Source organism: Enterobacter sp. 01-M-03-SI-ECC (genome assembly GCF_047530215.1).
In the GTDB taxonomy this organism is placed as follows: Bacteria; Pseudomonadota; Gammaproteobacteria; order Enterobacterales; family Enterobacteriaceae; genus Enterobacter; species Enterobacter chengduensis.
In genome coordinates this window covers 339775-353390 of sequence record NZ_JBLKDA010000002.1, presented here as the reverse complement: position 1 = coordinate 353390, position 13616 = coordinate 339775, and the positions used below count along the sequence as shown (strand labels likewise).

Here is a 13616-nt window from a genome sequence, read left to right as displayed (position 1 = left end):
CGGGCATGCGCCAGCGAAAGCCCTTACAGGCTATTAAATACGCGGTTTTCCTGTTCCTGAACGCGAATGAACGTCGTACGCTTCGTCAGCTCTTTCAGGCGGGAGGCCCCCACGTAGGTGCAGGCAGAGCGCAGGCCGCCGAGGATATCGCGCGCGGTGTTTTCAACCGGACCGCGCAGCGGCAGCTTCACGGTTTTGCCCTCTGCCGCACGGTATTTGGCCACACCACCGACGTGACGGGTCATTGCGGATTCAGAGCTCATGCCGTAGAACAGCATAAATTTCTCGCCGTTCTCTTCAACCACGGTACCACCGCTCTCTTCGTGGCCTGCCAGCATGCCGCCGAGCATCACGAAGTCCGCGCCGCCGCCGAAGGCCTTTGCAACATCACCCGGCATGGTGCAACCGCCGTCGCTGATGATCTGGCCGCCCAGGCCGTGCGCCGCATCGGCACATTCAATGACGGCGGAGAGCTGCGGATAACCCACACCGGTTTTGACGCGCGTGGTGCATACGGAGCCCGGGCCAATGCCCACTTTCACGATATCTGCACCGGAAAGGATCAGCTCTTCACACATTTCACCGGTCACCACGTTGCCCGCGATGATGGTTTTCGTCGGCCAGGCCTCGCGCGCCTTGCTGACGAACTGTACGAAGTGCTCGGAATAGCCGTTAGCCACGTCGATACAAACGAAGTTGAGAGCCGGGTTCGCATTCAGGATCTGTTTGGTTTTCTCGAAATCGGCATCAGAGGTGCCGGTGGAGACCATGACATGCTTCACCACATCCGCAGAGGCGGATGCAACAAACGCATTCCACTCTTCCGGGCTGTAATGCTTGTGCACGGCGGTGAGAATGTCGAACTGCGCCAGGGCGGTTGCCATCTCAAAGGTTCCCACAGTATCCATGTTGGCAGCGATGATCGGCACGCCAGACCAAGTCTGACCGGAATGCTTAAAGGTGAATTGACGTTCGAGTTCAACGTCTGAGCGACTTTTCAGTGTAGAGCGTTTAGGGCGGATAAGAACGTCTTTGAAACCTAACTTCAGATCTTCTTCGATACGCATGTGCGGATTCCTGGGGTTAGAGGCAAATATGTTAAAAGCACAACTCCAGTGACGCTATCATACGCACTAATACCTGCTCCGCAAGACTGCGAAATTCTCTTTTTTTACGCTACAATCCTATAAATTTACCTGGTAAAAAGCCGGTAATCAGGGCTAAACGATGGCTGACGCACGTTTGAAATTCAACCAACTGATTTTAAAAATGAATAATTCCCAGGATTTGATTTAATGGGGTATATCGTCGCATTAACCGGCGGCATCGGTAGCGGCAAAAGTACCGTTGCGGACGCATTTTCTCGTCTGGGCATCACGATTATTGATGCCGATATTATTGCCCGTCAGGTGGTAGAGCCCAATACACCCGCGCTAAAAGCCATCGAAGACCATTTTGGTTCGGCAATCATCAACGCCGACGGCACGCTAAATCGCCGTCAGCTTCGCGAACGCATTTTTTCCGATTCTGCGGAAAAAGCCTGGCTTAATGCCCTGCTCCACCCCATTATCCACCAGGAAACTCAGCGTCAGATTGCCGCAGCCCGCTCGCCGTATATTCTGTGGGTAGTCCCATTGCTGGTAGAGAACCAGCTGCAGAATAAAGCCGATCGGGTGCTGGTCATTGATGTCTCGCCTGAAACGCAAATCCAGCGCACCGTGGCGCGCGACGGTATCTCGCGCGAACAGGCTGAACAAATTCTTGCCGCTCAGGCCACGCGCGCTCAGCGCCTTGCCGTAGCGGATGATGTTATTGATAATAACGGCGCACCAGATGCCATTGCATCGGATGTTGCCCGTCTGCACGCGCAGTATCTGACGTTTGCCGCGCAGGCCGTTGCACAGGAAAAACCATAATGTCGACACACATCCTTTTTGAGCATCCGCTCAACGAAAAAATGCGCACCTGGCTGCGCATCGAATTCCTAATTCAACAGCTTTCACAACATCTGCCTGTTAACGATCACGCTACGGCGCTGCACTTCTTCCGCAACGTAGGCGATCTGCTGGATGTGATTGAACGCGGCGATGTCCGCACGGAATTGCTTAAAGAGCTGGAGCGCCAGCAGCGTAAATTGCAGGCATGGACAGAAGTTCCCGGGGTAGATCAGAGCCGTATCGACGCGCTTCGCCAGCAGTTAAAAAGCAGTAGCGCTGTCCTGATGGCCGCGCCGCGCGTTGGGCAGTTTTTGCGTGAAGACCGCCTGATTGGCCTGGTGCGGCAGCGTCTGAGCATCCCCGGTGGCTGCTGCAGTTTTGACCTGCCGACCCTGCACATGTGGCTACATATGCCACAGGCGCAGCGTGACGCGCAGGTTAACAGCTGGCTGGCAAGCCTGGAGCCTATGCACCAGACGCTATCGCTGATCCTCGATCTGATCCGTAACTCTGCGCCGTTCCGCAAGCAAACCAGCCTGAATGGTTTCTTCCAGGATAACGGTGATGATGCCGATCTTCTGCGTCTCAACCTGTCTCTTGGCGAACAGCTTTACCCACAGATTTCCGGGCATAAGAGCCGCTTTGCGATTCGCTTTATGCCGCTGGACAGTGAAAATGGCACCGTGCCGGAACGTCTCGATTTTGAACTGGCCTGTTGTTAAGGAGTGCCGATGTCTGATGTCACCACCGTAAGCTGCCCAACATGCGGCAAAACCGTTGTCTGGGGCGAAGTGAGTCCGTTCCGCCCGTTTTGCTGCAAGCGCTGCCAGCTAATCGACCTGGGCGAATGGGCGGCGGAAGAGAAGCGCATTCCAAGTAAAGGCGATCTCTCGGACAGCGACGACTGGAGCGAAGAGCAACGATAGCTTGAAAGCCTGCTGGCGCTTCGCTTAGCAGGCCTACAGGTTGTCCGTCAGTCGGGATATAACGGGTGCATTTGCCGGAGGAAATTTTTCGGCATCACTCGCATGAAGCGACACCCAGCCCCCAGGTTGCCCTTCTTTACCCCAGGGTTCACCTTCCCAGCTTTCCACCAGCCAGAACCACAGCGTGATGTGCCTGTCCGGAAACTGGTACTCAAGTTTGTCAAACAGCGTTGCGCCAAGCGGCGTGATCCCCACCTCTTCCTGAAGCTCACGAACCAGCGCCTCTTCCGGCGTTTCACCTGATTCGATTTTCCCGCCAGGAAACTCCCACTTATTTGCCATGTGGGCGTCGGCGGCGCGCTGGGTGATGAAGATTTGATTTTGCGGGTTGCGAATAATCCCGACGGCAATTTGCAGTATTTTCATAGTGTCACTTCCATAAAAAAGGCGCAGATTTCTGCGCCTTTTTGTTTTTTTATAAACCTAGCTCAGACGGCCGTGGCACGCCTTATATTTTTTACCGGAACCGCACGGGCACGGATCGTTACGCCCCACTTTACGATCGCCGGTCTGCGCGGCGATCGCCGCTGCGGCTTCGCTGTCGTCGGTCTGATGGCTCAGCTGCTGCATTTGTGCCAGACGTTCAGCTTCTTCACGACGCTGCTGCTCCATCGCCTCCACTTCTTCCGGCATGCGCACCTGAACCTTGCTCAGGGTGCTGATCACTTCATATTTCAGTGACTCCAGCATAGAGGCAAACATGGAGAAGGATTCACGCTTGTACTCCTGCTTCGGATCCTTCTGCGCATAGCCACGCAGGTGGATACCCTGACGCAGGTAGTCCATCGCCGCCAGGTGCTCTTTCCACAGGGAGTCCAGCGTCTGCAGCATCACGCCTTTTTCGAAGTGACGCATCATCTCTGCGCCAACAACCTCTTCCTTACGCTTGTAGACGTCCAGCGCGGTTTCATAGATACGCTCGCGCAGGGTCTCTTCGTGCAGTTCAGGCTCTTTATCCAGCCACTCTTTGATAGGCAGATCGAGGTCAAAGTCGTTTTTCAGGCGTTCCTGCAGGCCTTCGATATCCCACATCTCTTCCAGAGACTGCGGTGGAATATGCGCATCAATCGTCGCTTTAAACACATCTTCGCGGATGCTGTTGATGGTTTCGCTCACGTCGGTCACGTCCAGCAGTTCGTTACGCTGGGTGTAGATTGCACGACGCTGATCGTTAGCCACGTCGTCATATTCCAGCAGCTGCTTACGAATATCGAAGTTGCGGCTTTCCACTTTGCGCTGTGCGTTAGCGATCGCTTTTGTCACCCACGGGTGCTCAATCGCTTCGCCAGGCTTCATCCCCAGCTTACGCATCATGCCGGACACGCGGTCGGAGGCGAAAATACGCATCAGCGCATCTTCCATAGACAGGTAGAAGCGGGATGAACCGGCATCCCCCTGACGACCCGCACGGCCACGCAGCTGGTTGTCGATACGACGGGATTCGTGACGCTCGGTACCGATAATGTGCAGACCGCCGGAAGCCAGAACCGCGTCGTGACGCACCTGCCAGTCGGCTTTGATCTGGGCAATCTGTTCTGGCGTTGGGTTTTCCAGCTCCGCCACTTCAGCCTGCCAGCTACCGCCCAGCATAATATCGGTACCACGACCCGCCATGTTGGTGGCGATGGTCACGGCAGCCGGATAGCCCGCCTGCGCAACAATGTCCGCTTCTTTGGCGTGGAATTTGGCGTTCAGAACGTTGTGTTTGATACCCGCTTTCGTCAGCTCGTTGGAAACCACTTCGGATTTCTCGATGGAGATGGTCCCCACCAGAACCGGCTGGCCTTTCGCCGTACGGTCGCGAATATCTTCAATGATGGCCTGAATTTTTTCCGCTTCGGTCATGTAGACCAGGTCCGGCATATCCTTACGGATCATCGGACGGTTGGTTGGAACGACCACGGTATCGAGCTTATAGATAGAGCTGAATTCAAACGCTTCGGTATCAGCAGTACCGGTCATACCCGCCAGCTTCTCGTACAGACGGAAGTAGTTCTGGAAGGTGATAGACGCCAGCGTCTGGTTTTCATTCTGAATATCCACACCCTCTTTGGCTTCCACAGCCTGGTGCAGACCGTCAGACCAGCGACGTCCCTGCATGGTACGGCCGGTGTGTTCATCGACGATGATCACTTCGCCGTCTTTAACGATGTAGTCGACGTCGCGGGTAAACAGCGCGTGGGCGCGCAGCGCGGCGGTCACGTGGTGCATCAGCATGATGTTGCTCGGGGAGTAGAGAGACTCGCCCTCTTCCATAATGCCTTCAGCGACCAGCAGCTCTTCAATTTTCACCAGACCGCGTTCGGTCAGGTTCACCTGACGGGCTTTTTCATCAACGGAGAAGTGACCTTCACCCTGGAAGGTGTCAGAGTCTTCTTTCTCCTGACGCAGCAGGTGTGGAATGATTTTGTCGACCTTACGGTACATCTCGGAGCTGTCTTCAGCCGGGCCGGAGATGATCAGCGGGGTACGCGCTTCATCGATCAGGATGGAGTCCACCTCATCCACCAGCGCATAGTGCAGTTTACGCTGTACGCGCTCTTCCGGGCTAAACGCCATGTTGTCGCGCAGGTAGTCAAAGCCGTATTCGTTGTTGGTACCGTAGGTGATATCGGCGTTATACGCGTCGCGCTTGGCTGGCGCAGGCAGGCCGGACATGTTGATACCCACGGTCATACCGAGGAATTCGAACAGTGGACGGTTATTTTCGGCGTCACGCTGCGCCAGATAGTCGTTGACGGTCACAACGTGAACGCCTTTACCGGTCAGCGCGTTCAGGTAGGCCGGCAGCGTTGCGGTCAGGGTTTTACCTTCACCGGTACGCATTTCCGCGATGCAGCGCTCGTTAAGCACCATACCACCCAGCAGCTGAACGTCGAAGTGACGCATGCCGAATACGCGCTTACTTGCTTCACGCACCACGGCAAACGCTTCCGGGATCAGGCTTTCTAAGGTTTCGCCTTTTTCCAGACGGGCACGGAATTCCGCCGTTTTTGCCTTCAGCTCGTCATCAGAGAGCTTCTCCATTGCCGGTTCCATACCGTTGATGACGGCAACAGCTTTGCGCATACGGCGCAGGGTACGGTCGTTACGACTACCAAAAACTTTAGTTAATAATTTGATTAGCATAATAAATTCTCAAACGCCCCAGCGTGGGCAGATAAATTAAGGTATTGAAAAAGTTAATTTAGCTGAGACGTTGCGGCCCGGCGCGAATGCCGTGAGCCTGGCTAATCCAGGTTGAAACAGAGAAAGAAACAGGTGAAACAAACGCGCGCCGCGTCGTCTGGCGAACCTCAACCGGCGGCTGGCTGTCCTGGGTGAGGAGCGCGTTGAGCGTGTCCAGCAGGGCAAGATGCTGAGCCTGCACCGGCAGCGCCTCTTCCGCAACAGGCATAGCCTGCGGCGCCATCGCGAAGGAGAGATGGCGAATAACCGTGCGGATAGCGTGCTGGTGCCAATAATCGACGGAGAAGTTCGGACGGCGGCTGGCTTCAAGCCACGCAAGGTTTGTAAAATTAACCCGCGTGTTGAGATCGTGTTTGGAGGTAGAGGTTTTTGCGGGCGTCGCCGCCTCGGCACTGTTGCAGAGCGCAGGCAAGCCGAAACTCGCCGCGACCATCCCTAATAAGAGATGCGGCCAGAAGTAACGTCTGCCAAATTGTCGCCAGCGCGTCAGTATTCCGCTCACCTGCTCCACCCAATAAGCCAGCCCTGAAGAGGCTGAGTTCAGTTATTCTTTTTCGCGCCCAGATAGTACCACTAAAGCCACTATACATCAGCAGGAATGAGGTGTCGCCGCGGGGAAAAACGGTCAAGAATGCAGCTAACGCACACATTTTCTGCGCATGACTAACAAGAGATAACGCCGGGGTAAACGAAGAAGGGTAAAAATAAAAACGACTGGTCTTCCTGGTCGGAGAGAGTACCAGGTTAACCAGTCGAATTTTTTACGAAACGGCGTGAACCGTTACGCCAGAACCATGCTTGGTGCTTTGAAAGCCAGCGGCAGTTCAGCTTCGTCTTCGAAGGTCACATATTCCCAGGCTTCCTGTTTTGCCAGGACGGCCTGCAACAGTTTGTTGTTCAGCGCATGACCGGATTTGAACGCGGTAAATGCACCAATGATGTTGTGACCACACATGAACAGGTCGCCGATCGCATCCAGCATTTTGTGACGAACGAATTCATCTTCGAAACGCAGGCCGTCTTCGTTCAGTACGCGATAATCGTCAACAACGATGGCACAATCGAAGCTGCCGCCCAGGCACAGGCCGCGGGACTGCAGATATTCGATATCACGCATGAAGCCAAATGTACGGGCTCGGCTGATCTGACGCATAAACGCATCAGCAGAGAAGTTCATCGCATAGCGTTGGGTGCTGGAGTCAATCGCCGGATGGTTAAAGTCGATGGTAAAATCCAACGAGAAACCATTGTACGGTTTGAATTCAGCCCACTTGTCGCCATCTTCGACGCGAACGGTCTCTTTGATGCGAACAAATTTCTTCGCGCAGTTCAGTTCTTCGATGCCGGCATCCAGCAACAGATAAACGAACGGAGCAGCACTGCCATCCATAATCGGGATTTCTGGCGCATCGACTTCAACAATGATGTTGTCGATACCCAGACCCGCCAGGGCGGCGTTCAGGTGCTCTACGGTAGAAATCCGCACGTCATGCTCGTTCACCAGACAAGTACAGAGCATAGTATCACGCACAGATTTGGCATCGGCCGGAAAATCTACCGGTGGATTCAAGTCGGTGCGACGATAGATGACCCCGGTATTGGCCGGCGCAGGGCGTAACGTCAGCGTGACTTTCTTGCCGGTATGTAAACCGACACCCGTCGCCTGAACGATACGTTTAAGTGTCCTTTGTTTGATCATCGTATAATCTCGCCAAATTAACTATCCAACCGAGAGTGTATATCACTAACGGTGGGCCAGTTTAGCACAAAGAGCGCAAATCCCCTAATTCCAGCCAATTCTTAATCAGCTTGCTTACGCAGGAACGCCGGGATATCCAGATAATCTGGCTCTTTCGCCGTTTGCGGCGTTGGGTCGTTCACCACTTTCGCGGCCGGTTTCTGCTCCTGAGTCAGAGGAGACATACCGTGCTGCTGGTAACGATCCATTACCGGTTGCTGAGTCTGCTTGTTGGTCACTAAAGTGATCTCAGGACGTTTGTCCATACCGATACCGGTCGCAACAACGGTCACACGCAGCTCGTCGTTCATTTCAGGGTCAAGGGAAGTACCGATTACCACGGTCGCGTTGTCAGAGGCGAACGCACGGATAGTGTTACCCACGGTTTCGAACTCATCCAGACGCAGGTCAAAGCCAGCGGTAATGTTGACCAGCACGCCGCGCGCACCAGACAGATCGATATCTTCCAGCAGTGGAGAAGAGATCGCCATTTCAGCCGCTTCTTCTGCACGGTCTTCACCGCTCGCCACGCCAGAGCCCATCATCGCGTAGCCCATTTCGGACATCACGGTGCGAACGTCTGCAAAGTCAACGTTCATCAGGCCAGGACGGGTAATCAGCTCAGCGATACCCTGAACAGCGCCTTTCAGCACGTCGTTTGCCGCACCGAAGGCGTCCAGCAGGGAGATACCGCGACCGAGCACTTTCAACAGCTTATCGTTCGGGATGGTGATCAGCGAGTCCACATGCTTGGACAGCTCGGTAATACCCTGCTCCGCGAAGGCCATACGCTTCTTGCCTTCAAAGTTGAAAGGCTTGGTCACGACAGCAACGGTCAGGATACCTAAATCTTTAGCGACTTCCGCCACAACAGGTGCTGCGCCGGTACCGGTACCGCCCCCCATACCTGCTGCGATGAAGACCATGTCCGCACCTTCCAGTGCAGCGCGCAGGGCTTCACGATCTTCTTCAGCCGCATTGCGACCGACTTCCGGGTTAGCCCCCGCTCCCAGCCCTTTGGTGATACCACCGCCGATCTGGATAGTCTGGCCTACAGCCGTCTTACGCAGTGCCTGTGCATCGGTGTTAACTGCAAAGAATTCAACACCTTCAATGCGTTCACGCACCATATGCTCTACGGCGTTACCGCCGCCGCCACCGACGCCGATGACTTTAATCACCGCGTCGTTGGTCAGTTCCATAGGTTCAAACATAATTTCTCTCTCCGTTGTGCCTGTCGCCCGAGACCGCTAATTCTCTCCGGTCTCTTAAAAAAATTAAAACTCTTTTCGCAACCAGTTGTTCAGTCGTTTGACCCACGACCCCACTGAGACGCGTTTTTCCACTTCTGCTTCACCACTGAGATGAGATTCCTTCCCGTAATGGAGCAGGCCCACGGCCGTTGAATAATACGGCTCCTGAGCATAATCCGTTAAACCGGTGATATTCAGCGGCGCACCAATACGCACCTGCGTATGGAACACGCGCTGAGCACAGGCCGCAAGACCTTCAATTTGCGCTGCACCGCCGGTTAATACAATCCCCGCCGCAAGATGATGCTTAACGCCCTGCTGACGAAGCTGTTCCTGTAACTGTAAAATCTCTTCGTTGACCAGGTTGAGCAGCTCGGTATAGCGCGGCTCAATCACCTCTGCCAACGTCTGGCGCTGCAGGCTGCGCGGTGGACGACCACCAACGCTCGGCACTTCAACGCTCTCATCTTTGCCAACGATAGACCCCAGCGCACAGCCGTGGCGTACTTTAATCGCTTCTGCATCGCTCGGTGGCGTACCAAAAGCGTAAGCAATATCGCTGGTCACAACGTTCCCGGCATACGGGATCACTTTGGTGTGGCGCAGCGCACCGCCGGTATACACGGCGATATCCATTGTACCACCACCAATATCGACCACACAGACACCCAGTTCACGTTCATCTTCGGTCAGCACAGAATAACTGGCCGCCAGACCGGCGAAAATAAGTTGGTCAACTTTCAGGCCACAACGTTCAACGGCTTTAACAATGTTCTTCGCCATATCGTTGTGACATGTGATCAGGTGCACTTTTGCCTGCATACGGACGCCAGAAAGGCCGACCGGATTCTTGATCCCTTCCTGGTAGTCAATCGCATATTCCTGCGGGATGACGTGCAGCACGCGGTGCTCATCGCGGACACGGACTGATTTCGCCGTGTGCACGACGTTTTCAACGTCTTCCTGCGTCACTTCTTCTTCAGAAATCGGCACCATACCGATTTCGTTCTGGCAGCTAATATGCTTACCAGAAAGGGCAAGATAGACAGAAGAAATCTGGCAATCTGCCATCAATTCAGCCTGATCGATGGCGCGCTGAACGCATTTCACCACCGATTCAAGATCGTTTACCCCACCTTTATCCATACCACGGGACGGGCAACTGCCCACGCCAATGATATTGACCATACCGTCGGGCAGAACTTCCCCTACTAAAGCGGCAACCTTCGCGGTGCCAATCTCCAGTCCAACTACCAGTTTTCTGTCCGTCGCCTTGATCATTGTTGTTCTGCCTGTACCTGTGCCTGATTCTGTTGCTGATTAGGTTCCTCGACCGGAGCCGGTACCCAACCGACTGCTGCGCCTGAGTCATAGCGCAAATCAACGTAGCTTATCCGTTTGCCGTCAGTCTGTGCCTGCTGCTGTAAAACCGGGTAAAGTTCGACAAAACGCGCCAGACGCTTCATGGTGTCGCCGCGTCCCAGGTTGAGCTTAATGCCGTTCGTTAAGGTCAGCTGCCAGGAACGGCGCGCCGTCATGGCTGCATCTTTTAACGTAAACCTGTCCTTCGCCAGCACCTGACCCATTTCACGAAAACCCTGTAACACTTCGTTTTCGCTGCCTTCAGGGCCATACAACATCGGTAAATTTTGCTTGTTGACACGATCGGCCGGGACGCTGAAGGAATTTCCGTCTACGTCAACCATGTGCTGATCATTCCAACGCGCAATGGGCACATATTCAACCAGATGAATCTTCAATTCATCAGGCCATTGCTTTCTTACGCTCGCCTGTTTTATCCAGGGCAGACGTTCAATCTGGCTCTGGATAATATTGACGTCCTGCGTCATAAAGGTGCCGGGCGAGCCCAGCGCCAGAATTGACTGGCGAATATCGTCGTTACGCGTGTAGTGACGCTCACCGGTGACCACCAGCTTAGAAAGCGGCAACCGCTGCGCATCTTCCATCCAGCCCAGGACCATCCAGCCGCTGATAAACACGGTGCACAGCACCCCGAGCAGGAAAATGATGCCTGCAAGACGCGTTCCATTGCTGCGGCGTGAAGAGGCGTATTCTTCCTCGTCATCGCGGTTGCGCGTGTTCAATGCAGCCTGAGACATATCAGCCCGCCTGGTCCAGAATGCGTACGACTAACTGCGAGAAGCTCATCCCCGCCTGACGCGCCGCCATTGGCACAAGGCTGTGGCTGGTCATTCCCGGAGAGGTATTCGCTTCCAGCAGATAAAATTGTCCATCGCTGTCCTGCATCACGTCGATGCGTCCCCAGCCCTGGCAACCCAGGACATGCCAGGCTTTAAGCACCAGGGACTGTAAATCGGCTTCGCGCTCTGCTTCAAGACCACCTGGACAGAAATATTGCGTCTCATCAGAGAGATACTTCGCCTCATAATCATAGAAGACGCCAGCGGGTTGGATACGGATTGACGGTAAAATTTCTTCGCCAAGCATCGCGACGGTAAATTCCGGCCCACTAAGCCATTTTTCTACCAGAACTTCATCATCGTGTTGAAATGCCAGCGCTAAAGCGGACGCTAAATCGTCAGCTTTATCGACTTTGGACATGCCCACGCTGGAGCCTTCCCGGCTGGGCTTTACAATAACCGGTAAGCCCAGATCAGCAATGCGTGCATTAACGCTATCCGGCAGGCCCAATTCAAATTCGCGACGCGTCAGTGCCACCCACGGAGCAACCGGTAGCCCTGCGCCCTGCCACAGCAGTTTGCTGCGCAGTTTATCCATAGAGATAGCGGAAGCCATCACGCCGCTGCCGGTGTACGGCAGGCCGATCAGATCCAGGAGCCCTTGCAGGGTGCCGTCTTCACCGCCGCGACCATGTAAAGCGATAAAGACTTTATCGAAGCCCATGGATTTTAACTGCGTCACGTCGACCTCTTTTGGATCGACCAGGTGCGCATCGACGCCACCTTCACGCAGGCCCGCCAGCACGGCCGCGCCGGAATTCAGAGAAACGTCGCGCTCGGCGGAGGTGCCGCCAGACAGGACAGCAATCTTATCAGCCATGATGCTCATCCTCCTGGTTTTGCGGCTTCAGTTTGATTTCAGCTAAGGTACGGGCGATTTTGCCGATATTTCCCGCACCCTGAATCAGAATTAAGTCGTTGCCCGTCAAAACCGGTGCCAGAATTTCCGCCACCTGTGCCGGGTCAGAGACCAGAATAGGGTCAACTTTACCGCGTCCGCGGATGGTGCGGCACAGAGAACGGCTGTCTGCACCGGGAATCGGAGGCTCGCCCGCGGCATAAACGTCCAGCATCAGCAGCGTATCCACCTGCGACAGCACGCTGGCAAAGTCGTCATACAGATCGCGGGTACGCGTGTAGCGGTGCGGCTGGAAGATCATGACCAGATTTTTTTCTGGCCAGCCCGCGCGTGCGGCTTTAATAGTCGCATCCACTTCGGTCGGATGGTGGCCGTAGTCGTCCACCAGCATCGCGGTGCCGGCTTTACCGTTCACGGCGTCCAGCGGGAATTCACCGAGGAAGTCGAAGCGACGGCCGGTGCCCTGGAAGCTTTCCAGCGCGCGCAGGATCGCGTCATCATCAATGCCTTCTTCCGTCGCGACGGCCACTGCCGCTGCGGCATTGAGGGCATTGTGGCGCCCTGGCGCATTTAGCGTCACGTGCAGCAGCTCTTTGTCCTGACGCGCCAGCGTAAAGTGCCCCTGCGCGCCAATCTGTTTGTACTCTTCTACGCGGACGTCAGCGTCTTCGCTGAAGCCGTAGGTGGTGATTTGACGACCCACGCGCGGCAGCAGCTCGCGGATCACCGGATCGTCTACGCACATCACCGCGCGACCGTAGAACGGCAGGTTGTGCAGGAAATTGATAAAGGTCTGCTTTAAATTCTCGAAGTCACCCTGGTAGGTATCCATATGGTCAGCTTCGATGTTGGTGACAATCGCCACCATCGGCTGCAGGTGCAGGAACGACGCGTCGCTCTCATCCGCTTCCGCAATCAGATAACGGCTGTGGCCCAGACGCGCATGTACGCCTGCGGCCTTGACCAGACCGCCGTTGACGAAGGTCGGGTCGAGACCCGCTTCCGCATAAATACTGGAAACCATCGCCGTGGTCGTGGTTTTACCGTGAGTCCCGGCAATGGCGATGCCGTGGCGGAAACGCATCAGTTCCGCCAGCATTTCTGCACGGCGGATCACCGGGATGCGCGCGTCGTGCGCGGCAACGATTTCCGGGTTGTCAGAGGAGATGGCGCTTGAAACCACCACCACGCTCGCATCGCGCACGTTTTCCGGGCGATGGTTGAAATAGATAGTCGCCCCAAGCGACGCCAGCTGCTGCGTAACAGGGTTTGGCGCCAGGTCAGACCCGCTGATCTGATAGCCTTCGTTAGCTAACACTTCGGCAATACCGCCCATGCCGGCACCACCGATGCCAACAAAGTGAATGTGCCGGACGCGACGCATCTCGGGCACGATTGAACGCAGTTTTGCCAGTTGTTGTGTATTCATTCT

At 55.1% G+C, this 13616-nt stretch carries 13 protein-coding genes; 3 read left to right on the top strand and 10 right to left on the bottom strand.

From position 1 onward, the window contains the following. Positions 1–23: 23 nt before the first annotated feature. Positions 24–1067 (bottom strand): GMP reductase, encoded by a 1044-nt coding sequence (locus ACMWKK_RS03530; RefSeq protein WP_022647054.1) that lies wholly within the window; start codon positions 1065–1067, stop codon positions 24–26. A gap of 228 nt (positions 1068–1295) precedes the next feature. Here ACMWKK_RS03530 and coaE point away from each other — a divergent pair, with 228 nt between their 5' ends. The 3 genes from coaE to yacG are packed head-to-tail and all read left to right on the top strand — an operon-like array spanning position 1296 to position 2863. Further along, complete coding sequence (coaE, locus tag ACMWKK_RS03525) at positions 1296–1916, top strand: dephospho-CoA kinase (protein ID WP_112781165.1); 621 nt, start codon at positions 1296–1298, stop codon at positions 1914–1916. Further along, positions 1916–2659, top strand: a complete 744-nt coding sequence (gene zapD / locus ACMWKK_RS03520) for a cell division protein ZapD (RefSeq protein WP_023310405.1) — start codon at positions 1916–1918, stop codon at positions 2657–2659. Before coaE ends, zapD begins: the two co-directional genes overlap by 1 nt. A 9-nt stretch (positions 2660–2668) precedes the next feature. Next, positions 2669–2863 carry a DNA gyrase inhibitor YacG gene (gene yacG / locus ACMWKK_RS03515; RefSeq protein WP_032644071.1) on the top strand — a complete coding sequence of 65 codons (195 nt, stop codon included), beginning with the start codon at positions 2669–2671 and terminating at the stop codon, positions 2861–2863. Between the two features lie 33 nt (positions 2864–2896). Here the strand turns inward: yacG and mutT are convergent, their stop codons facing one another. The 9 genes from mutT to murC all read right to left on the bottom strand — a co-directional run bounded on the left by mutT (position 2897) and on the right by murC (position 13613). Further along, positions 2897–3289: an 8-oxo-dGTP diphosphatase MutT gene (gene mutT / locus ACMWKK_RS03510; protein WP_045327729.1), complete on the bottom strand. Its 393-nt coding sequence runs from the start codon at positions 3287–3289 to the stop codon at positions 2897–2899. Between the two features lie 57 nt (positions 3290–3346). Continuing rightward, positions 3347–6052, bottom strand: a complete 2706-nt coding sequence (secA, locus tag ACMWKK_RS03505; RefSeq protein ID WP_045327728.1) for a preprotein translocase subunit SecA — start codon at positions 6050–6052, stop codon at positions 3347–3349. Between the two features lie 58 nt (positions 6053–6110). Next, on the bottom strand, positions 6111–6614 hold the full coding sequence (gene secM / locus ACMWKK_RS03500; RefSeq protein WP_181663668.1) for a secA translation cis-regulator SecM: 504 nt from the start codon (positions 6612–6614) through the stop codon (positions 6111–6113). A gap of 279 nt (positions 6615–6893) precedes the next feature. Then, entirely contained in the window at positions 6894–7811 is a 918-nt protein-coding gene (gene lpxC, locus ACMWKK_RS03495; RefSeq protein WP_008501977.1) for a UDP-3-O-acyl-N-acetylglucosamine deacetylase, read from the bottom strand. 101 nt (positions 7812–7912) lie between these two features. Continuing rightward, positions 7913–9064 carry a cell division protein FtsZ gene (ftsZ, locus tag ACMWKK_RS03490; protein WP_008501978.1) on the bottom strand — a complete coding sequence of 384 codons (1152 nt, stop codon included), beginning with the start codon at positions 9062–9064 and terminating at the stop codon, positions 7913–7915. 63 nt (positions 9065–9127) lie between these two features. Further along, positions 9128–10384 carry a cell division protein FtsA gene (gene ftsA / locus ACMWKK_RS03485; protein WP_023334508.1) on the bottom strand — a complete coding sequence of 419 codons (1257 nt, stop codon included), beginning with the start codon at positions 10382–10384 and terminating at the stop codon, positions 9128–9130. Continuing rightward, positions 10381–11223: a cell division protein FtsQ gene (gene ftsQ / locus ACMWKK_RS03480; RefSeq protein WP_025756756.1), complete on the bottom strand. Its 843-nt coding sequence runs from the start codon at positions 11221–11223 to the stop codon at positions 10381–10383. Before ftsQ ends, ftsA begins: the two co-directional genes overlap by 4 nt. A 1-nt stretch (position 11224) precedes the next feature. After that, positions 11225–12145 (bottom strand): D-alanine--D-alanine ligase, encoded by a 921-nt coding sequence (locus ACMWKK_RS03475; protein WP_112781163.1) that lies wholly within the window; start codon positions 12143–12145, stop codon positions 11225–11227. Beyond that, the gene (gene murC, locus ACMWKK_RS03470; protein ID WP_045327725.1) at positions 12138–13613 is read right to left on the bottom strand and encodes a UDP-N-acetylmuramate--L-alanine ligase; all 1476 of its coding nucleotides are present in this window, start codon (positions 13611–13613) and stop codon (positions 12138–12140) included. Before murC ends, ACMWKK_RS03475 begins: the two co-directional genes overlap by 8 nt. Between the last annotated feature and the right edge of the window lie 3 nt (positions 13614–13616).